Consider the following 22,926-nt stretch of genomic DNA (forward strand, 5'->3'; position numbering starts at 1 on the left):
TACCTAAAAGCAGAGATTTTACGTCGCGTTTATGGGTATTTTAGGTATTTTAGGTATTTTAGGTATTATTGAGCATGGTGCAAAATGTTAGGGTGAATAGAGTTACGATCGCCCGACACAAAAAGACACCCACTGTCGCTCGGTAATAAATTTTTAACAAAAACCAAAAATTTACAAACCAATTGCTTAGCCATTAGAGATATATTTACAAAAAAGCGCTCCTCTCGAAATTCATGGGCAGATTTGATCCAACAAAAAAACCGAACCCTCAACGGCACCACAAAAAGTTAGCTCAAACGCTTCTCCCACTACCTACCACTCATGACCTACCATCACCTAATAGAAACATTTTCTCTACCCTGTGCCTGTCCCGTGCCACATACTGAGACCCCAACAACCGTCCACCTTTTCCCCAAACGACCATGCAGACAAAGTTCCTTAACGCAATCAAAGGACATTCCTGGCGGTACTTCCTCGCAGTAGGCGCGATCGCCCTGGTCTACTATTGGGCGTCGCAATTCGCCATTTCCAGCCTCACCCTCAGTTCAGAAATTTACCCGATGTGGCCGGCAGCAGGAATTGCCCAAGCAGCCCTGCTGCTGTTCGGGCGGCAACTGTGGCCGGGAATCGCGATCGGAGGCTTCCTGTTCAGCATGAGCGTACCGTCGGCCAACATCGGCACGGCATTGATCTCGGCAGGCGCCAGAACCCTGCAAGCGTGGACGGGAACTTATCTACTCCAGGGCATTAACTTTAGCGCCGGGCTCGATCGGCTCAAAGACGTTTTAGGAATAGTCGGACTAGCAGCCTTGGGATCTACCCTAATCAACTCCACCATCGGCAGCATCCTCGTAGGCCTGACCGGTTTATCTAGCTGGAGCAATTTTGGCACGATTTGGGGGACTTGGTGGGTAGGAGACGCTATGGGAATTTTGCTCGTCGCCCCGCTGCTGCTGACGTGGCAACAATTGCCCAAAGTCCCCACCCATCGCAAACAGATAGCTGAACGAGCGATTTGGCTGCTGCTGCTACTCGCAGTCGGCTGGCTCGTCTTTTGCTCCCGCACCCGCGCCGCCTACGCCCGCTATCCCCTCGAATACTTACCATTTCCCCTAGTAGTTTGGGCTGCCTTTCGATTCGGTCAACGCTACACCGCCCTCTCCAACTTCATCCTCTGCGGCTTCGCCATCTGGGGTATCGCCCGAGGCAGCGGCCCCTTCCTCAAACACGCCAGCAGTATCCCCCAAGCACTGTTATCCCTGCAAGCCTTCATCGCCGTCATCGCCGTCACCGGCTTAGTCTTAGCTGCCACCGTGGCCGAACGCCACCAAGCAGAAGCCTCCCTGCGCGCCAGCGAAGCCAGCCTCGCTAACGCCCAACGCATCGCCCAGCTAGGCAACTGGGACTTAGACCGCAACGCCCAGCAATTGCGGTGGTCAGAGGAAATTTACCGCATCTTGGGAGAGAAACCGGGAACTTTTGAACCCAGCCTGGAAGCCTTCTTGGAATACGTGCACCCGGAAGACAGAGAATTAGTCAGAACCTCGATCGAAGCCGCTTTATTTCAGCAACAGCCTTACAGCATCGACTACAGGCTCATACTGCCCGACGGTAGCAACCGCACAGTCTACGAACAAGCCGATGTCACCTCCCTCTACATCACCAGCACCGTCCAAGACATCACAGACAGAAAGCAAGCCGAAGCCGCCCTGCGTTCTTCAGAAGAAAGATTTTCCAAGGCCTTTCACGCCTCCCCAGTCGGGATCAGCATCTGCACCCTCACAGATGGATGCTTCCTCGATGCCAACGAAAGCTTTTTGCGCTCCGGGGGCTGGCTGCGGCACGAATTTATCGGCCGCACTCCCAGCGACTTAGGAATGTTGGTCAATTCAGAAGACGGGGGGCGGCTCGCCCAGATTTTGCAATCACAAAATTCGCTCAGCAACCAAGAAATCAAAATTCGCACCAAAGCCGGCGAAGTGCGCGACTGGCTGCTGTCAGTGGAACTCATCCACCTCGGCAGCACTCAGTGCGTTTTAATCATGACCACCGACATCACCGAACGCTTGCGTTCCGAAGAATTCCGCCGGGCCGCATTAGCCGCCGAAGCTGCAAATAGATCCAAAAGCATTTTTCTCGCCAACATGAGTCATGAACTCAGAACCCCCCTCAACGCCATCATCGGCTACAGCGAGCTCCTGCAAGAAGACGCCCGAGACCTTGGTGCCGAAGAGTTCATCGACGACCTCCAGAGAATTAACACGGCCGGCCAGCACCTACTCGCGCTGATTAAACATATTCTCGACTTGACCAAAATTGAAGCAGGCCGCATCGACTTCGACCTCGAAACCTTCACCATTTCAACTCTGGTTGAGGAAGTAGTGGCCACGATCGCGCCGATGGCACACAAAAATAGCAATATCCTAGAAATACAATGCCCCGAGGATATTGGGTCGATGCACACCGACAAAACTAAACTCCGGCAGTCTCTGCTCAACCTCCTCAGCAATGCCGCAAAATTTACTTGCTCCGGCGCGATTACCTTCGCCGTTACCCGATCCGTCGAAATCCCCGCCGACCCTGCAAAGAAAGGCAAAAAACTTGGAGCGTATAGAGGAGGTGGCCAAGCTGAAAATAGCTTGTCTCTCTTATCTTCCGCTCAAGATTGGATCATTTTTACGGTCACAGATACCGGCATTGGCATGACTCCCGAACAGTTAGCCAGAATCTTTGAGCCTTTCACCCAAGCCGATTCCTCAACTACTAAGAAGTACGGTGGCACTGGTTTGGGGCTGACGATTACTAAGAAATTCTGCGAAATGATGGGCGGAGACATTACCGCATTCAGCGAGGAGGACAAAGGTTCTACCTTTACCATTCGGCTGCCAGCTATTTTCACCGACCTTTCGATCTCAACCGAAAAGTCTGACCAATAATATTTTTTTACAGTTATTTTGATGCCTGTAAATTTTATTGGCCTCCGCAGTTTGCTGATTATTCCGCTAGCAGATAGGGAGATTTGGCCATAATTTATCACATTAAAAACGCTGTTAATTTAGTAGGTTTTTCTAACATAGAGTAATCTTAAATGACTCGGATTTTTTTTACCCCACCCCAACCCTTCCCGATCCCGCTCGATCGGGAGTAATAAATTCACAAATGATGTAGGATTGCTATAGAAGTAGAAGATGAGGGCGAGTTAGATAACCAGAATTCATTTATGAGTAAATACGAAAAGTCCTGAAATCGTTTCCGCTGGCATGGGAATAAGAATTTTTCCTGGCCAGTACCCTCGTCCGCGATCGTTTTTTGGCTGCCACCTAGTTTTTGAGGCTAAGTTCACTTGATAAATACTCCGAACAGTTTTTCTATGGCCCAAGGGCTTATTCTCGCTTGACTTTGATCGACTGTGGATAATTAAATCAATGTCAGATCCACCCCGGTCTTGCATTGAATTCGACTTTTTTATGTTTTTATGATCCTTGTCCTGTAAACCTTGTAGTGTCGTTACCACAACTTTCCTGAGTATTGACTTGATAAGATGATATTATTATTATTTTTGAGCGTGCTGCCGACATTCAGAGGATTAGTTGGTTGACAACCCTTAAAAGTTCTGATAATTAATATAACTAGCGCAGTTTGAAAGATTTTGGAGAGCAGAGATGATCCCTCGGCTTCTCAAGAAAACCTGTTATAGACTTCGATCGCGTACTTTTCCCCTAACCGTATACCTACATATATATACTATTAATTAAAAAGATATACTGTAGAAAGTTGCCTACAAAGCGCCAGAAAATATGCACCCCCACCTCCAGCGCCAACTCGAACAGCTCGGTTTAGTCGGCGAGTCTCCCCCTCCCACTGCTGAGCAGTGGCAGCTTTTATTAGAGCAGGTAAGTTGTAGCTATGACGGAGCTCTGAGTCAGCAAGAACTTCAGCAGCAGGATGGCTTGAACTCGGAGACGGTGGCTCTCAAGGATTTAACTGACTCGCCCCAGTCCCCTCAAGACTCTCCAACAGCTTCAGAATTCGATCGACTGCGGGCGAGTGTCAACAGTTGGGGAGCGGGATTGTGTATCCTTGACGCAAAGGGCTGTGTAATCTCGGTGAATCCAGAGGCCGAACGCTTGCTGGGGTGGCGAGAGTCGGAACTTGCAGGCGTTTCCCTGCTAGAGCGCATCGGGAAGCAAAACAAAGGCAACAAATCCCAAGTTTTGACGGCTCCGAAACAGTCGCCCAGCAAGAGTGAAGATAGGCCGATCGCACCTACACTAGATTTACAACAGGCGATCGCTTCCGGTCAACCTTGCAACAATTGGGACGACGAGTTTTTGTGTCGCGACGGCAAGATTTTACCAGTTTCCTATTTTTTTCATCCTGCAGTAGAGGGCAGAGAAATATCAGTCTTGGTGTTTTTTGACATTTTTGACATTGACATTAGAGAACACAAGCAATCGCTCTCGATACTGCAAGCAGTTCTAAAATCTACAGATGCAGGAATTCTGGCGGTTGACAGAAACAGCAATATATGTAATTATAATCAGAAATTTCTAGAGATGTGGGGTTTGTCCGCCAGCCAAGGAAACTTGAGCCGATCGACCTTCGGCACAGTCAAAAAAACGATCGAAACAGGATTCCCCTTCGACAGGGAACAATTAAAAGACCCGCAAGGATTTCTCCAAAACGTGCTCAAAGTGTCTGCAGATTCAGATACTCAAATCAGCGAATTATTAGAATTTAAAGACGGAAGAATTATTGAATTAAATTCGTTGCCCTCAAAAGTTGGAGCGAAAACAATCGGTAGAGTCTGGAGCTTTCGAGACTTTACCGAACTCAAAAAAGTAGAACAATCTTTGCAGTATCGAATAGAAGTCGCTCAGTTGATTGCCCGTTTGTCAACCCATTTCATCAGCCAGCCCTTATCAGAAATAGACAAAGGCATCGATCAAACCCTGGAAGCGATCGCCACATTGAGCGGGTTTGACCGCAGTTACATCTACCTGTTATCATTCGACAAAACCCGCGCCGACAAAACCTACGAGTGGTGCGGCGAAAGCATTCCGGCAGTCAAAAACAGCACCGACAAACCAATAGACATCGCACAAATCCCTTGGATTGCAGAAAAGCTCGATCGCGCCGAATGCCTCTCTATTCCAGAAATTGGCGAACTCCCGCCCTCAGCAATCGCCGAAATTGCCTATTTTATCGGTCAAAATCCAGCCCAATTCCAGACAGACTCCCCATCCCAAACAGTCAATCAAACAGCAATCGCCTCAATACCTGCAATGGGCGCTTCCCTAAATAATTTAGAATCACAAAAACCGCTAAAAAATATCCAATCGCTGATAATTATTCCCCTAATTGGTTGTAGTAAAAACCTAGTAGGATTTCTCGGATTCGAGGGCTTAAAGCAAACAGCAGGTCGAGCAACCGAAATATCCACACAGCTAAAAATGGTAGGAGAAATGCTCGCCAATGTCCTAGAGCGCAAGCGAGCAGAAGCAGCCTTGAGACAATCCGAAACAAAATACCGCAGCATCTTTGAAAACGCAGTCGAAGGCATATTCCAGACAACGCCGACCGGGTACTACCTCAGCGGCAATAGCGCACTAGCTCGAATTTACGGCTACGAATCCAGTACCCAAATGCTCGCCGAACTCACCGATATCAACCGTCAATTTTACGTTAACCCCAATCGGCGCGCCGAGTTTATAGCCCTATTGGGCGCGCGCCGCCAAGTGGCAAAATTTGAATCCCAAATATACCGCCGAGACGGTAGCACGATATGGATTTCTGAAAACGCCCGCAGCATCTGCGACGAAAACGGCAGGGTTTTGTACTACGAAGGCACAGTCCAAGACATCACCGATCGCAAACAGGCAGAATCCGCCATGCAGTTGGCCCTAGAAGCAGCAGAATCAGCCAACCGGGCAAAAAGCACATTTCTCGCCAACATGAGCCACGAACTTCGCACACCCCTCAATGCCATCATCGGCTACAGCGAAATGCTCCAAGAAGAAGCCGAAGAATTGGGCGATGAAGCTTTCGTCCCCGACCTCGAAAAAATCTGCAGCGCCGGCAAACACCTGCTGTCCATGATTGACGACATCCTAGATATTTCTAAAATTGAAGCAGGCCGAATGGATCTCTACTTAGAAACCTTCGACATCCATAGCTTAATTGAAAGTGCTGTTGCCACGGCAAGGCCGCTGGTAGAGAAAAACGGTAATACCCTAGAAGTGTACTGTCCAGACAACCTCGACACCATGCACGCGGACATGACCAAAGTGCGGCAAGTGCTGCTTAACTTGCTCAGCAACGCTGCCAAATTCACACAAAACGGGAGAATTGTGATCGGAGTGGAAAGAATTAAAAATGAACAATTAAAAATGAAAAATCAAGAGGAATCTTCCCAAATTTTAATTTCCAACTCCGAATTTTTAAGTTTCCGCGTCGCCGACACCGGCATCGGCATGACACAAGAGCAATTGGAGCGAGTTTTCCAACCTTTCACCCAAGCTGATGCCTCGACTACCCGCGAGTACGGTGGCACCGGTTTGGGACTAGCAATCAGCCAGCGCTTCTGTCAGATGATGGGTGGCAGCATTGAGGTCAGCAGCACCTTGGGCTCCGGCACCACTTTCACCGTGATCTTGCCCAGCGCCATCAAACAGCCGGAAATCCCCAACAAAGTCCACGACAGCACTAGCCCTCTGGACGCCCCCGCGGTCGGCACGGTGCTGGTAGTGGACGACGACCCGATCTCGCGGGATTTAATCCAGCGCACCCTCAGTCGCCAAGGACTGCACGTAGAAGTCGCCGGCGGTGGCGAGCAAGCTCTCCGGCTCGCTAAGCAACTACGGCCAGACGCCATTACCCTGGATGTGATCATGCCCGGAATGGACGGCTGGGCGGTACTTTCAGCGCTGAAGGCAGATCCTGACCTTGCCGAAATTCCCGTAATCCTGCTATCCTTTGTGGGCAACAAAAGCCTCGGCTTTGCATTGGGTGCCTCGGACTACCTCACCAAACCAGTGGACGGCAAACGGCTGGCTGCCTTGTTGAACAAGTACCGACGCGACCAAGACGGCGTTGCAAGTAACAATTTGACCTGTCAGATTCTAATTGTGGAAGACGACGTTGCCACGCGCGAAATACTGCGATGCGTACTAGAAACACAAGGCTGGGCAGTAACGGAAGCTGATAGCGGACGCGCTGCTCTCGATCGGCTAAAAGTTGCTCGCCCGCACCTGATATTACTGGATTTGATGTTGCCAGAAATGGATGGTTTTGAGTTGATCGGGGAAATTCGTAAATCCCATTCGGGAGATCCTATACCGATTGTTGTGATCACGGGGAAAAACTTGACACCTGCAGAAAGCCAGCAGCTAAACGGCTACGTCGAGCGGGTACTACAAAAGGGAGTCTACAGTTGCGATACTTTGTTGCACGATGTTCGCTCTATAGTAAATGACAGGTTCGATCGCAGGTACGACTCGAAAGGCAAGGAGAACACCAATGGCTAAAATCCTGTTGGTCGAAGATAACGAAATGAACAGGGATATGCTTTCCAGGCGTCTGGCCCGCAAGGGACACGAGGTCTTTATTGCTGTTGACGGTGCTGAGGGGGTGTCGATGGCGCTCGCGAAAGTACCAGATTTGATTCTGATGGATATGAGTCTGCCGGTTCTAGACGGGTGGCAAGCAACGCAGCAAATTAAGGCGGCTCCTGAAACTAGCAGGATTCCGGTGATTGCGCTGACGGCTCACGCAATGGCGGGCGATCGTGAAAAGTGTCTTGCTGCAGGCTGCAATGACTATGACACTAAACCGGTCGAGTTTCCCCGACTTTTGGGTAAAATTGAAACTCTTCTGAAAGAGGCCCTGACATGAAAGGTGACGAGGGCAGCGTGCTGGTTGTTGACGACAATGAGGTAAACCGCGATTTGCTGGCCCGCCGACTTCAGCGTCAAGGCCATGTGGTGACTGTTGCTGAAGATGGTCTGCAAGCTCTGGAAATGTTGCGAAGCGTTCCTTTTGATTTGGTTCTGCTAGACATTATGATGCCGCAAATGAACGGCTATCAGGTACTCGAAAGTCTGAAGGCGGACGAGAATTTGCGCTACATCCCGGTGATTATGATTTCGGCGGTGGACGATATCGACAGTATCGTTCGGTGTATAGAGTTGGGGGCGGAGGATTATCTTTCTAAACCGTTCAATCCGGTATTGCTCAAGGCTCGGATTAGCGCTTGTCTGGAAAAGAAGCGGCTGCGAGATAAGGAACAGGCCTATTTACATGAGTTGGCTCAGGAAAAGGAAAAGTCCGAGCGTTTGCTGTTAAATATTTTACCGAAGGCGATCGCACAGCGCCTGAAACACGGGGAAATTACGATCGCAGACAGTTTCGCTGAGGTAACAGTGATGTTTGCCGATTTGGTCGGTTTTACTAAGCTTTCGGCTCATTTATCGCCGGCCCAATTGGTGGAGTTGCTCAACGAAATTTTTTCGGCTTTTGACGAGTTGGCCGAGCGCTACGGACTTGAGAAAATTAAGACGATCGGCGATGCTTATATGGTGGTTGGCGGTTTGCCGACGCCCAGCGAGGATCACGCCGAGTCGATCGCGGAAATGGCGCTGGAAATTCAAGCAGCAATGACTAAGATGCGTACCAAGGGAGGTCAGCCGCTCAGCATTCGCATCGGCATCCACACAGGCCCGGTGGAAGCTGGGGTAATCGGTACTAAAAAATTTACTTACGATTTGTGGGGAGATACGGTAAATACAGCTTCCCGGATGGAATCTCAAGGCGTCCCCGGCAGCATTCAGGTGACAGTTGCTACCTACGAGCGCTTGCGGGGTAAGTACGTTTTTGAGGAGCGCGGCGTGATTCCAGTGAAGGGGAAAGGCGATATGATGACTTATCTGCTTGTGGCCCGAAACGCTTAATTAATCATTGGGCATTGGGCATCGGGTATCGGTAACTAATATCCACAGTCAACAGTCAACAGTCAACAGTCAACAAATCATCAAATGAGCGTAAATTCTAATCTCTTAATGTACGCCCAATGGGCGGGAATTCTGACAGTAGCTTTGGCTATTTTAACAGTTATAGCATTTATCTTCAAATGGGGTTTTCGCTTCCGATTGGTAGGAGTGACAAGCTTTATGGGAGTAATTGCTGCGAGTATATTTGGTCTGGGTTTGGGACTGTTTTCCCGCACAGAAATTCCCGGTGCGGTGCGCTATTCTTTAGTTTACGATACTGGCGGCGCTCAAACAGTAGTTACTGTGCCACCTACGATCACCGAATCAGAATTAGAAGCAACGATGCGGCAAGCGGCTGCGGATTTGTATTCTCCAGGGCGCTCTGGGCGGGGCAGAGACTACATGACCATCCGGGTTCGTACAGTGGTACATCCTGAACCTGGGCTGTCGCAGCCGCTGTTTTTGGGCGAGGTGAGGCGATCGATCGCGACTCGTTATGATGACAAAATGGCGATCGAAATCTTCCCCGAAAAAGTTGCTATTCTGAAAAAATATCAAGCTTAAAAGTAGTGATTGTTGGGTGCGCCATCTGCACCCAGCCTTTTGCATAGATTCGATCGCTCTTATTATAATTATCTGGGTTTATCCGTGTTAATCTGCCTTAAATCTGCGGTTGAGCCTATAAAAAACCAAAAATACTAAAAAAAATTTATGACTCAAAATACAGAACAACTACTAACAGACCTCACCGATGCCTTTAACCCATTTTATCCATTACCAGCAGGCGACCCGCAATATGTTGACTGTCAAGAAGTGCGAGGAGATGACAATATTACTCTAGACTTGGGCCGCAACATTCAGCGTTCCAAACAGATGACTTATCAGTTATACGCCGGACATCGGGGGGCGGGAAAGTCAACCGAATTGCTGCGCCTAGAGGATCATCTAAAAAAACAAGGTTATTTCGTCGTTTATTTTGCTGCTGACGAACAAGATATCAATCCCGAAGATACAGAATATACAGATATTTTGCTCGCTTGCACCAGGCACTTTTTAGAAGCAATTAAAGATGCTGACCCAAAACCTTTGCGCGATTGGATGGAAAGCCGCTGGAACGATTTAAAAGATTTAGCCCTGTCAGAAGTATCTTTTGAAACATTGAGCTTAGAGATGCAAATTTCTCAGTTTGCCAAGCTGACGGCGAATGTGAGAAACGAACCGAGTTTGCGCCAAAAAATTCGAGAAAAAGTTAATCCCTACACATTAACCCTGATTGATGCGTTGAATGAGTTTATTCTGAATGCTAAAAATAAATTGCCCAGCAAATATTCACAAGTGGTTGTGATAGCCGATAATTTAGATCGGATTGTGCCGTTTTCCAAAGACCCAGGGGGACGTAGCAATCTCGATGAAATTTTCTTAGACCGCAGCGAACAACTCAAAGCTTTAAAATGTCACGTAGTTTACACCGTACCGATTTCGATGGTGCATTCTAACCGCGCTGCCGATTTAAGCAATAATTATAGCAATCCTCCCCAAGTGCTACCGATGATTATGGTACGCAGACCCAGCGGTGAAGTTCACCCGCCGGGACTTGCTAAAATGAAAGAGTTGATTGAGAAGCGAGTAAAACAAGTTGATCCGCATTTATCTTTAGAAACCGATTTTTTTGACACCGCAGAAACTCTAGAAGGGCTGTGTTTGATGAGTGGAGGTCATGTCAGGAATTTGATGTTGATGATGCAAGAAGCTATCAAGAAGACGGATAATTTGCCCATTACTGCGAAAGCAGCGAAAAGGGCAATTACGAACCTGCGGGATGTTTACCGCAAAACTGCCGGACAAAATGAATGGTCTATTTTAGCAAAAGTATCTCTTTCTCGTCGGATACTGAATGACGAACAGCACCGCAATTTGCTATTTAGTCGCTGTATTTTGGAATACAGATACTTGGATGAAGAAGAAGAAATGCAGTCTTGGTATGATGTTCACCCGCTAATTAAAGGCATTCCGGAATTTAAGGAAGCAGTCGCACTACTTCAGCCATGAAACCAGAATCAATTGATTGGGACGAAGATTTACCGCCCGCAGAACCGGAGGAAGAATATCGAGATCTGATACGCGCTATCAAGCGGACAAAAGGCTTTAGCTTGTTATTTGTGGAGTGTTCCCCGGCGGAGGGAGAACGCTGGATTGCTAGAGTTAAAACAGATATTTCGCAGCAAAAGATTGAGGTTTTGCGGCTGAAGGAATCGGTTTATGATTTTTACAATCTAATTGAAGAGTTGCCAAATCGCGATCGCATCAATGTCCTATTCGTCCAAGGTTTAGAATATTCACTTTATGAATACGAACAAGAGAAAAAGGATCTCGGCTGGGAAAGTAAGGATATTTACTCTTACAGTTGGCGGGGAGTGCCGCCTGTTTTAATTAATTTAAACCAGCAGCGAGAACGATTTCGAGATAATTTTAAAATCTGTTTTGTTTTTCTGTTGCCTAAGTTTGCTATTGATTATTTTATTCAGCGGGCGCCGGATTTCTTTGATTGGCGATCGAGTTTATTTAAGTTGTCAATGGATAAAGAACTGCTGCAACTGGAATCAATACTAGCTTGTTCAGAAAGAGGAAAAAAAGAAGATTATTTGTCCCTAAGTCCCGAAGAAAGAAAACGGGAATTGGTGAAACTTCAAACTTTAATTGATGAAGAGCGGCAAACATCAGAACAAAAAGCTGAATTGTTTTTGGAACAAGCTTTATTGTATTTATCAGAGGAACAATATGCAAAGGCCCTCGCCTCTTATGACAAAGCCTTAGAATTCAAACCAGGTAAACACGATGCCTGCTACAATCGGGGCTATGCACTGTATAAATTAGGCAGGTTGGAAGAAGCTATCGCCTCCTACGACAAAGCCTTAGAATTCAAACCAGATTTTTTTCACGCCTGGTACAATCGGGGCAATGCACTGTATAAATTAGGCAGGTTGGAAGAAGCGCTCACATCCTACGACAAAGCCTTAGAATTCAAACCAGATAAACACGATACCTGGTACAATCGGGGCCTTGTACTGCGTAATTTAGGCAGGTTGGAAGAAGCGAGTGCCTCCTTCGACAAAGCCTTAGAATTCAAACCAGATGACCACGAAGCCTTGTACAATAGGGGCAATGCACTGTATAATTTAGGCAGGTTAGAAGAAGCGATCGCCTCCTACGACAAAGCCTTAGAATTCAAAACAGATTACCACGAAGCCTGGTACAATCGGGGCGTTGTACAGCGTAATTTAGGCTTCTTGGAAGAAACGATAGCCTCCTACGACAAAGCCTTAGAATTCAAACCAGATAAACACGAAGCCTGGAACAATCGGGGCAATGCACTGTATAAATTAGGCAGGTTGGAAGAAGCGATAGCCTCCTACGACAAAGCCTTAGAATTCAAACCAGATAAACACGAAGCCTGGGACAATCGGGGCCTGGTACTGCGTAATTTAGGCAGGTTGGAAGAAGCGCTCGCCTCCTACGACAAAGCCTTAGAATTCAAACCAGATAAACACGAAGCCTGGAACAATCGGGCCAGTGCACTAGATGATTTAGGCAGGTTGGAAGAAGCGCTCGCCTCTTACGACAAAGCCTTAGAATTCAAACCAGATTACTCCGACGCCTGGAACAATCGGGGCATTGCACTGGGTAATTTAGGCAGGTTGAAAGAAGCGATAGCCTCCTTGGACAAAGCCTTAGAATTCAAACCAGATTATTCCGACGCATTTTATAAGAAAGGTTACTGCTATGCCCTGGAAGGTAAAGTTAACTTATCTATTCAAAACTTTCTGCAAGCTGTCAAATTGAAGCCTGAAAAATACCCATTGCTCGCAAAAATTACTTGGATATTGACAGCATTCGATCGCATACTCGGTTTCAAGCCTTAATTCAAGGATAGGGACTTATCGTTGGGTGGGGGCGGGTTTATGAGGTTGTTAGTTATTGGCAGAAATTGTTGGCGAACCCGCCCCTACAGCATCACAAATACACACTATTTCTTAGTCTCGCGTTGCGCGGACTTGGTTTGTGTAGACGCGGTTTCAACCGCCGGGTCATCTGAATAAATAGTATAATTAAACTTAAGATACTTCTCGGAGACAACTACTATGCAAGTCACAACCGCAGAAATTATTTATCCTTCCAGCGACGGTCAACCAATGGCAGAAAGCACAATTCAATATGAATTAATTGTCAAAATCAAAGAAGGTTGCGAATCGCTGTTTAAAGATGACCCAAACGTTTTTGTCGCCGCCGATTTACTGTGGTATCCCGTTGAAGGGAAACCGGAAATTTCTCAAGCACCTGATACGATGGTGATATTTGGGAGGCCAAAGGGCGATCGCCTTTCCTACATACAATATCGAGAGGATAATATTGGCCCTCAAGTCGTTTTTGAGATTCGCTCCCATAACGACAGCAACACTAAAATGAATAAAAAACTTTCATTTTACCAGCGTCATGGGGTTGAGGAGTATTACCTTTACGATCCACAAATAAATGAACTGGAAGGTTGGCAAAGAATTGAGGGAAATTTAGAAGTTATTGAGCCGATGGAGGGATGGATTAGTCCGAGATTAGGTGTGCGATTTGAGTTGGGAGAAGATGGGTTAGAAATTTATCGACCTAATGGAGAAAAGTTTCTTTCCTATGCGGAATTAGAAGAAGAGAGGTTATTAGATCGTCAGCGCCTACAACAAGCAGATCAAAGAGCCGAACAAGCAGACCAAAGGGCAGAACGTTTAGCAGCTAAACTGCGCGAATTGAACATCGATCCCGATAGCATTTAACCGCGAATAAATGCTCAGAAGCCCGGTTTGTTTGAAAAATATGGTTGGTGGCGATCGCGCTTATTTGTGCTTTTAACGTAATCCTGTCAGCCCGATCGCCCTTTCCTCTTTTCTACGCAGTAATATAAAAAAAATAGTATTAATCTATACCTACAAATCCCCGATGTAGGATTATATTGAAAAAAATTGAAAAAGTCCCCAAATTCCTGTAAAATTGCCATAAATAACCAAATAGTCGCGATCGAAAGCACTCAAGAGCGAAAAAGATCGCATATAAAAAAGAAAAGAATCAATTAGACAAAAAATAATGAGGTGAAACCCCTTGCAAAAATTAGCCAGCATAGAAAAGCCGATCGACTCAGGGGAAAAATCCATAGCAGTCAACACCCAAAAGGCTCAAACATTGTACGATCGCGGCAACGCCCTAGAAGCAATGGGACGATTCCAAGCTGCGATCGAATCTTGGGAAGAAGCGATCGAACTTGAACCAAAATTTTATGAAGCGTGGTACAACCAAGGCGTAGCCCTCAAAAAATTGGGGCAGCTAGAAGAAGCGATCGCAGCCTACAACAAATCCATACAAATCAAACCAAACAATCCCGAAGCGTGGTATAATCGTGCCAACGTTTTGCGGAAGCTCAACAGACTCTCAGAAGCGATCGCATCCTACGAAAAGGCGATCGCACTCAACCCCAGCTACCCCGAAGCTTGGACGAACCGCGGCAACACCCTCGTCAGCTTAGAAAAATTATCAGAAGCGATAGCCTCCTACGAGAAAGCTATAGCCATCAAACCAGACTACTGCGAAGCTTGGTACAACAAAGCATTTGCCCTGAGAAAATCAGACCAAAATACAGCCGCGATAACTTCTTACGATAAAGCGATCGAACTTAAACCAAACTTGCCTCAAGCCTGGTACAACCGCGGCTTAGCCCTAGCCGATGAAAAACTCTACCCGGAAGCCGTCGCCTCCTACGACAAAACCCTGCAACTGCGGCCGAATTCCGCCGAAGCCTGGAACAAACGCGGCACGGCGATCGCACAAATGGGACAATTTGAATCAGCGATCGCATCCTGGGACAAAGCCCTCGCACTCAAGCCAAACGACAGCGAAACCTTTTACAACCGCGGCTTAGCCTTCGCCAACTTACAACGCTTTGAAGAAGCAATAGCCTCTTGGGATAAAACCCTAGAGTTGCAGCCAGACAACACCGAAGCCTGGTACAACCGCGCCGTCGCCCTCAAAAAAATTCAACGCTTTACCGAAGCGATCGCCTCCTACGATAAAATCATCGCACTCAAACCCGACGATCCCAATCTCTACTATCAAAAAGCTTGCATTTACGCCCTGGAAAAACAAGCAGGCGAGCTCACAAACAGCCAGGAACTTGTTGCCACCAGCATCCGGCTGGCGATCGAAAACTTATCCAAGGCGATCGAACTCAATCCGCATAAATACCGGGAATTGTGCAAAAATGACTCTAAATTGCGTACAATACGGGAAGAAGTGCGGTTTTTAGCTTGATTTCAGGGTAGCTATGATTGATGGAGACGGATGCCGCACTGCAACCTTTGTAGGTAAAACAGCACCATAAACCCCAATCATGCAAACCCTAGATAAAACTCAAGCAAAATTCGCTCAACTGGCAGCCCACCTCAGAGAAGTTAACGACATCGAATCAGCCTCGTCGCTGCTGCATTGGGATCAATCAACTTATATGCCCCCCAAAGGTGGAAGTGCCAGAGGCCGCCAGTTGGCTACTCTCAAACAAATATCCCACGAAAAATTTACAGATCCAAAAATAGGTGAACTCCTAGAAGACTTGCGTTTCTACGAACAAACCCTCCCCTACGACTCCACCGCAGCCAGCCTGATCCGCATAGCCCGCAGAGACTACGATCGCGCCGCCCGACTCCCGGCAACCTTCATGTCCGCACTCTGCCGCCACCAAGCCGACTGCTACGAAGCTTGGGCCGCGGCCAGGGCAGCCAACAACTTCGCAGCCGTCGAGCCGTATCTCGAAAAAACCCTAGAATTAAGCAGGCAATACGCCGACTTTTTCCCCGGCTACGAACACATCGCCGATCCTTTGATCGATCGTAGCGACTACGGCATGAAAGTATCCCTGCTGCGCCCGCTTTTCGCCCAACTGCGTCAAGAATTAGTGCCGATAGTCGAAGCCATCACCTCCCAACCTCCCGCCGACGACTCCTGCTTGCACCAAGACTTCCCCGAATTGCAACAACTAGAATTCACTCGCAAAGTTGTAGAACGCATGGGGTTCGACTTCCAACGGGGACGGCAAGACACCACCCTGCACCCGTTCATGACCAACTTCTCCATAGACGACGTGCGAATTACCACCCGCGTCTATGAAGACCACTTGGATCAAGCTTTGTTCAGCAGCATCCACGAAGCCGGACACGCCCTCTATGAACTCGGAAATTCCCCGGAATTTGAAGGTACCCTTCTGGCAGGTGGCATTTCCTCCGGCGTCCACGAAAGTCAATCGCGACTTTGGGAAAATATGGTCGGGCGCAGCCGCGGTTTTTGGGAATGTTTCTACCCGCAACTCCAAGGCGTATTTTTGCGACAGTTGGGACACGTATCCACTGACGCATTTTACCGGGCAATTAACAAAGTCTCGCGATCGCTCATCCGCACCGATGCCGACGAAGTAACCTACAACCTCCACGTCGCCATCCGCTTTGACCTAGAATTGGCAATGGTAGAGGGAAAACTAGCAGTGCGAGACCTCCCCGAAGCCTGGAACGAACGCTATAAAACCGACCTCGGCGTTGTCCCCCCCAGCGACAGCGAAGGCGCGATGCAAGATGTTCACTGGTATGTTGGTACGATCGGCGGAATGTTCCAAGGTTACACCCTCGGCAACTTGATGAGCGCCCAATTCTACGAAACAGCAGTAAAAATCAATCCTGAAATTCCCGTAGAAATAGAACAAGGCAATTTTAGCGTACTCCACAACTGGCTAAAACAAAACATCTACCAGCACGGCCGTAAATACACCGCTGTCGAATTGATCGATCGGGTTACAGGTTCACCTTTAACTATCGATCCCTTTATCCGTTACATTCGCCACAAATACGGGGAGTTTTATGTCATTTGAGGGATAGCAACTTCACTTTGCAGACTTTAAAATTACAAAAAAAGTAGCCGCTTAAAAAAAAGGGCGATACTGTTTGAGTATCGCCTAATTTCACAGCGGAAATCAAAAGTCTTAAATAAGGGAGTATGTATGTCTGAACTCTTTCAGGCTGTTATCGCCAGCGACGAAAAAACCGACTTGCGTCAGTTTGTCAGCGATTTACGCGCTTTGGGAAACAAATATTTACTGCGAAACGACATAGTTAACGCTTTTGCCGCTTACTGCACCAAATACGAAAAGCCCGAACAGTTCCATCAATCTTCTCTTTTAAGCAAACTGATTTACTACGTTCAGGAAATTATTCTCGAAGATGGCAGCCTTTGCGTCCTGCTGCGACCAAAAATTGCTAGTATGGAAATAGTGCGAGTTGCAGACGACTTGACTGTTGAGCAGATGACAGTGCAAGAATCGCTCGACGTGCGCGATCGCTACGTCAACCACTTTCACCCCCAAGAAGGCGACATTCTCGAACTAGATTTCGGCCCTTTTTACGATTATTCCCCCACAATTCGCGACCCCAAAAACATCGGCAAAGGAGTGCAATTCCTCAACCGATACCTGTCCAGCAAACTGTTTCAAGACCCCAGACAGTGGCAGGAAAATCTATTTAATTTCTTGGGTCTTCACCGCTACAACGGCCTACAATTACTAATTAACGATCGCATAAAATCCCAAGAACAACTTTCCGAACAAGTCAAAAAAGCCCTCACATTTGTCAGCGATCTTTCTGAAGAAGAACCCTACGAGAGATTTCGACTGGTGCTGCAATTGATGGGTTTCGAGGCAGGTTGGGGAAATACCGCCGCCCGCGTGCAAGAAACCCTAGGAATTCTTGACGAATTAATTGATTCCCCCGATCCGCAAACCCTAGAAGCATTTATTTCTCGCATCCCGATGATTTTCAAAATCGTCCTAGTTTCTCCTCACGGCTGGTTCGGCCAAGAAGGAGTTTTGGGGCGACCGGATACGGGAGGTCAGGTAGTTTATGTCCTCGATCAAGCCAAAAGTTTAGAGAAACAACTGCAAGAAGACATCCATCTTGCCGGTCTCGATAGTTTAGGCGTCAAACCTAAAGTAATTATTCTCACCCGGTTAATTCCTAACAGCGACGGTACGCGCTGCAACGAACGTTTGGAAAAAGTTCACGCCACAGAAAATGCTTGGATTTTGCGGGTTCCCTTCCGGGATTTCAATCCTAAAATGACTCAAAATTGGATTTCGAGATTCGAGATTTGGCCTTACTTGGAAACTTACGCGATCGATTCAGAAAAAGAACTGCTGGCTGAGTTTCAGGGAAAACCAGATTTAATTGTCGGCAACTATTCCGACGGCAACTTGGTAGCGTTTTTGCTGTCTCGCAAACTCAAAACTACTCAGTGCAATATTGCCCATGCGCTGGAAAAATCTAAATATTTGTTCAGCAATCTCTACTGGCAAGAATTAGAGGAAAAATACCATTTTTCGATGCAATTTACTGCTGATATAATTGCCATGAATGCAGCTAATTGTATTGTCAGCAGCACCTATCAAGAGATTGTGGGCCAACCCGATAGTGTCGGTCAGTACGAATCTTACCATTGTTTTACCATGCCGGATTTGTACCACGTTGTGAACGGGATTGAACTGTTCAGCCCTAAATTCAACGTAGTACCGCCGGGAGTCAACGAAAGTGTCTACTTTCCCTACACGCGGATAGAAGACCGGGTGCAAGGCGATCGCGATCGACTCAACGAACTACTATTTACTCTAGAAGACCCGGAACAAGTCTTTGGCAAACTCGACGATCCGCAAAAGCGCCCTTTATTTTCGATGGCGCGGCTCGATCGCATTAAAAACCTGACAGGCTTAGCAGAATTGTTCGGAAAAAGCCAGGAATTACAAGAAAAATGCAACTTAATTCTAGTAGCTGGCAAGTTGCGGGTCGAAGAAACCGACGACTACGAAGAAGCAGAAGAAATTAAAAAGCTCTACGCCATTATCGACCAATACAACCTTCACGGTAAAATTCGCTGGCTGGGAGTGAGGCTTTCCAAAAGCCTGTCGGGCGAAATCTACCGGGTAATCGCCGACGCCCAAGGTATATTTGTTCAGCCAGCATTATTTGAAGCTTTCGGCTTGACAATTCTCGAAGCAATGATTACGGGTATTCCCACTTTCGGGACGCAGTTTGGCGGCCCGCTGGAAATTATTCAAGATGGCGTAAATGGGTTTTATATCAACCCGACAAACCACGAGGATACCGCCCAAAAAATTATCGATTTTTTAGCGAAATGCGAACACAATCCCAACTATTGGTATGAAATTTCAACGCGAGGAATTGACCGAGTTTACAGCACGTATACCTGGAAAATTCACACTACCAAGCTGCTGACGCTGGCTCGGACTTACGGTTTCTGGAACTACTCGTCCAAGGAAAACCGCGAAGATATGCTCCGTTACATAGAATCGCTGTTTTATCTGATTTACAAGCCAAGAGCCAAGGCTTTATTGGCAGAACACGCAAATCGATAAGCCGCGAGTTTGGCTTTTTCTATCAAATCCGTTGGTATCGGAATTATTCATTTCTCTCTTCCCTTTCTCTGTATCCTCTGGGTCAAGAGGGGGTTTAATAATTCCGATACAACTGAGATGTTGCACCATTCTCGCTTAACAGGCAAGATGCCTGTTCCACAAGAAAATTCATCTCTTGTGGAACAGGCATCTTGCCTGTTCCTAAACAAGTAATTGAGAATGGTGCAACATCTCAGATACAACCGAAATTGATATTACGGGGGGATTGAAGGAAAAAACTTCGCCTCTGATGGATCAACTTTGTACAAAAGACGCCTGTAAAGATTTGTGAATGACGGCAGGTTTTGTACAAGAGGACTGAGGCTAAGAAACGCGGTTATACGAAAATATGGGCTTTGGTAACGAAACATCTCGGAATCAACCGGGTTTATTAGGAATAGTGCGAACCGGCCCCTACTTCTAACAGGTAACTTCCAACTCGCAACTTCTGAGTGCTGGTGTCCCGATTGCCGAAATTCTAGAGACCGGGGCGGATATAGCAACCGCGCCAGACGCTTAGAAGTTTCTTAATGGCCTAAACCAATGCGGTCTATTACCCCTTCCCTCGGACTTCTTGTTACCCGATCGCGAAGTCGAAAGTCTTTCTTCCTTCTTGCTTATGCTATATGTCTCAGAAAGCTGTCCGGGTAATACAATTAGATTTAGAAACTAGAAAACAGGGAAACCTTGTCAAACCTTACCAACAGGATGAAATTTATGCGTGTGACTACTGTTACGATTTTCAGCTTGATTTCTCTGCTCGCTCCCGGCTTAACCCGAAAGGCAACTGCTGCTTTTGACGCCGAACCCTTGGTGCAGGAAGAGTACCGCCGAGACTTTACGGCTCCCGCCGATCCGGGTGCGTCAGCATCGCCCGAGGGAAAGTCCCAAGCAGATATGTTTAACAAGCCTTTTTACGCGGGCGACCAGGCGCCAGTGAAAAAGGAAAAAACTATCTCGGCGGGTGCTGACGGGCCAGAAGTTGCAGCCATACAGCAGCGCTTGCAGGTGCACAGTTTCAAGGTGGGGACGATCGACGGTACCTATGGCTCTCGCACTACATCGGCGGTTCGTGCTTTTCAGCAGTCTAAGGGTTTGAGGGCAGATGGCATTGTGGATAAAGAAACTTGGACAGCTTTAGCAGCAGATCCAGCGTCGGCTCCTGAAACTGTGCAGAGCAATGCTCCAATTCTGAGCAATGCTGCTGTTCCCGGCAATCCTCCAACTCTTCTGAATAAAGGCGCTGTCGGTTCCAAGGTGAAGACGCTACAGGTGCGTTTGGAAATACAGGGTTACGATCCGGGCCCGATCGACGGCATTTTTGGCGCTCGCACTGCTACGGCTGTCAAGAGCTTTCAGGAGAATAAGGGTTTGACCGCTAGCGGCATGGTGGACGACACAACCTGGAAGGCGCTGGGCCAAAAGTAAGTGACAATTGAAAAATACGGAAAATTGCTGTGGCGATAACTCATGATTGAACCCGGTGTCCCAAAATGACCGGGTTTCTCGATGTTGGGCGATCGAGCAATGTGGTCATCAGCCTGCGGATTTATCAGTGGGTCGCTTTCTTCAATCTAAAATCTAAAATCTAAAATCTAAAATCGGTTGACCGATCACTCTGTTGTGTGCTATAGTATTTAAATGTCAAAATGCGGATATGGCGGAATTGGCAGACGCGCCAGATTTAGGTTCTGGTTCCGAGAGGAGTGAAGGTTCAAGTCCTTTTATCCGCACTACTCTTAACGCCTTGTACATCAATAGTTTCAGGTTGTTTACTCCATTAAAACTTACGCTTTCCGCTCATCCTTCGCTAATTTAGGTACTGAGGATTTCCAAAACCACCTCCATATCTGCCAAGTTCGCCCCGGATTTTTTGCGTCTGGCTTTTAATTGGTTGAGCAAGTCGGCCGGTTCTGGAAATTCTGCGACGGTCGGAGCCAAATTTTTAATTTCCTCCCGATCGCGCCGCGCTTCCTTGAGCTCTTGCTCCAACATCTGCACCTTCAGTCCCAAATCGCCGTTGCGCTCGTGTAACTCATTCAGTTCCTTATCCCATTCTGCAAGCTGCTTCTTGGCCGCTTTCAATTCCTGCCTGAGTGATTCATCGTTGCCGTCACTCAGGCACTCAATTTTCCCAGCCGTTCCTCAATGGCGGCCATCCGTTCCATCACCGGGTCAAGGCGATCGGCTACAACCTTGTCTACAGTGTCTACAATTTCTGTAGACACGACGCTATCATCGCTTCGTGTAGACAAATCTGTAGACGATGTAGACACTATAGGTGTAGACAAAGTAGACAGCGCTGTAGACGTGCCTGAGACTTCCTTGAGAATACGTTGTGCAGCTTGACTGACCGACTCACCGTCTAGCTTCTGAGCTTCTATCCAGTTCAGGAAGTGACCGGAAGCCCTGAATGATACGACTTGACTTTGACTCATTGTAGACACCTGTATACAGTATTTGTCTACAATAACTGATATCTGTCCACACTGTCAACATTTTGTCTACAAAACTTGTAGACATGAAAATCCCCCAATTAAGGGGGATGGGATTGAGCCGTCAGTTGTCAGGCAGTGGCTAAATTTTTCCTTGGAGATGGATGAGTTCAGTAATTCGATCGCGGACTAACTCGTCTTCTCCCTCCAACCAGTCAGCGATAGTAGCAGTGCTGTATTTCCGTCCCGGAGTATTCCATCCGAACATTTGAGTAAGCAGGGCTTGTAAATGTTCAGAACGGTACTCTGGCCACCAGGTTAGTGCAATGTCTCGCATTTTTTCTGCGTCCTCTGAGTTGATAACTTCAGGCACTGATGCCAATGCCGGCTCTGACTCTGGTTTTAATGGGGGCTGAGCTTGCGGAGATTGAGTGAGTATTTTTACCAGTTTCTCGCGCTCGCTGTCGGTAAGTTGAGAGAGTAAATTACAAACCTGACTAAAAGATGAGAAAACGTCCTCACCGTCCTCACCCGTCCTCTGTGCAAGGATTCTTGCCTCACTGCCATCCTCACCGCTTTTTTTGGGTGAGGATGGTAGTGAGGATGAAAACCCCGCAGAATCAAGCGGTGAGGATGGTGAGGATGAATTTCGACTCTTATCGACATCAGTCCTGACAATGCCAAGGTAGTAAGCCTCCCCTTTTGTTCGTTCACCCTCTAGACTTTGCTCTGTGTGACGATACTTTTCTAGCTTAGGAAAAATCTCGCAAAACCGAGCGTACAACTGGTTTATAGCTTTCACAGGGGTATCACGCCCTGGTAATTCGTTCCAAATCAGTTTCGGATTATCCTTCCGATCGGATTCAATCTCCAAAATGCCAGCGTCGATATAAGTAGTTAAACAAAATTAATTACATAAATAACTAATATGATATAATAAGAATATTAAGTATATTTAAAGAGGTTT

The 22,926-nt window shown here is 47.3% G+C and carries 15 protein-coding genes and 1 tRNA gene; 13 read left to right on the forward strand and 3 right to left on the reverse strand.

Annotation, left to right across the window (positions count from 1 at the left end; translation table 11 throughout):
- The first annotated feature begins 422 nt into the window (after positions 1–422).
- The 13 genes from QUB10_RS12435 to QUB10_RS12495 all read left to right on the forward strand — a co-directional run bounded on the left by QUB10_RS12435 (position 423) and on the right by QUB10_RS12495 (position 21,257).
- Positions 423–2,936, forward strand: coding sequence for an MASE1 domain-containing protein (locus QUB10_RS12435; protein WP_333202478.1), 2,514 nt, complete (start codon positions 423–425; stop codon positions 2,934–2,936).
- Between the two features lie 861 nt (positions 2,937–3,797).
- Positions 3,798–7,526 (forward strand): response regulator, encoded by a 3,729-nt coding sequence (locus QUB10_RS12440; protein WP_333202481.1) that lies wholly within the window; start codon positions 3,798–3,800, stop codon positions 7,524–7,526.
- Positions 7,519–7,893, forward strand: a complete 375-nt coding sequence (locus QUB10_RS12445) for a response regulator (RefSeq protein WP_015177895.1) — start codon at positions 7,519–7,521, stop codon at positions 7,891–7,893. The genes QUB10_RS12440 and QUB10_RS12445 overlap by 8 nt, the downstream gene beginning before the upstream one ends.
- Complete coding sequence (locus QUB10_RS12450) at positions 7,890–8,948, forward strand: adenylate/guanylate cyclase domain-containing protein (RefSeq protein ID WP_333202483.1); 1,059 nt, start codon at positions 7,890–7,892, stop codon at positions 8,946–8,948. Before QUB10_RS12445 ends, QUB10_RS12450 begins: the two co-directional genes overlap by 4 nt.
- An 84-nt stretch (positions 8,949–9,032) precedes the next feature.
- Complete coding sequence (locus QUB10_RS12455) at positions 9,033–9,551, forward strand: Ycf51 family protein (RefSeq protein WP_333202485.1); 519 nt, start codon at positions 9,033–9,035, stop codon at positions 9,549–9,551.
- A 147-nt stretch (positions 9,552–9,698) separates the two neighbouring features.
- Positions 9,699–11,036 (forward strand): ATP-binding protein, encoded by a 1,338-nt coding sequence (locus QUB10_RS12460; RefSeq protein ID WP_333202487.1) that lies wholly within the window; start codon positions 9,699–9,701, stop codon positions 11,034–11,036.
- On the forward strand, positions 11,033–12,907 hold the full coding sequence (locus QUB10_RS12465) for a tetratricopeptide repeat protein (protein WP_333202489.1): 1,875 nt from the start codon (positions 11,033–11,035) through the stop codon (positions 12,905–12,907). Before QUB10_RS12460 ends, QUB10_RS12465 begins: the two co-directional genes overlap by 4 nt.
- 219 nt (positions 12,908–13,126) lie before the next feature.
- Entirely contained in the window at positions 13,127–13,807 is a 681-nt protein-coding gene (locus QUB10_RS12470) for a Uma2 family endonuclease (protein ID WP_333202490.1), read from the forward strand.
- Between the two features lie 322 nt (positions 13,808–14,129).
- On the forward strand, positions 14,130–15,332 hold the full coding sequence (locus QUB10_RS12475; RefSeq protein WP_333202492.1) for a tetratricopeptide repeat protein: 1,203 nt from the start codon (positions 14,130–14,132) through the stop codon (positions 15,330–15,332).
- A 79-nt stretch (positions 15,333–15,411) separates the two neighbouring features.
- The gene (locus QUB10_RS12480; protein WP_333202494.1) at positions 15,412–16,935 is read left to right on the forward strand and encodes a carboxypeptidase M32; all 1,524 of its coding nucleotides are present in this window, start codon (positions 15,412–15,414) and stop codon (positions 16,933–16,935) included.
- Between the two features lie 129 nt (positions 16,936–17,064).
- The gene (locus QUB10_RS12485; RefSeq protein WP_333202496.1) at positions 17,065–19,485 is read left to right on the forward strand and encodes a sucrose synthase; all 2,421 of its coding nucleotides are present in this window, start codon (positions 17,065–17,067) and stop codon (positions 19,483–19,485) included.
- A gap of 756 nt (positions 19,486–20,241) precedes the next feature.
- A complete protein-coding gene (locus tag QUB10_RS12490) occupies positions 20,242–20,952 on the forward strand; it encodes a peptidoglycan-binding protein (RefSeq protein WP_333202498.1) in 711 nt (236 codons plus the stop codon).
- A gap of 223 nt (positions 20,953–21,175) precedes the next feature.
- Positions 21,176–21,257 (forward strand) — tRNA-Leu (locus QUB10_RS12495).
- Between the two features lie 82 nt (positions 21,258–21,339).
- Here QUB10_RS12495 and QUB10_RS12500 read toward each other — a convergent pair.
- From QUB10_RS12500 to QUB10_RS12510, 3 genes are all read right to left on the reverse strand, one after another.
- Positions 21,340–21,609 (reverse strand): flagellar alpha dynein, encoded by a 270-nt coding sequence (locus QUB10_RS12500; protein WP_333202500.1) that lies wholly within the window; start codon positions 21,607–21,609, stop codon positions 21,340–21,342.
- A 32-nt stretch (positions 21,610–21,641) separates the two neighbouring features.
- Positions 21,642–21,962 (reverse strand): hypothetical protein, encoded by a 321-nt coding sequence (locus tag QUB10_RS12505; protein ID WP_333202502.1) that lies wholly within the window; start codon positions 21,960–21,962, stop codon positions 21,642–21,644.
- Between the two features lie 139 nt (positions 21,963–22,101).
- Positions 22,102–22,761, reverse strand: a complete 660-nt coding sequence (locus QUB10_RS12510; protein ID WP_333202504.1) for a hypothetical protein — start codon at positions 22,759–22,761, stop codon at positions 22,102–22,104.
- Positions 22,762–22,926: the final 165 nt, after the last annotated feature.

Origin of the sequence: Microcoleus sp. B5-D4, from assembly GCF_036705145.1 — a bacterium.
GTDB lineage: Bacteria > Cyanobacteriota > Cyanobacteriia > Cyanobacteriales > Microcoleaceae > Microcoleus.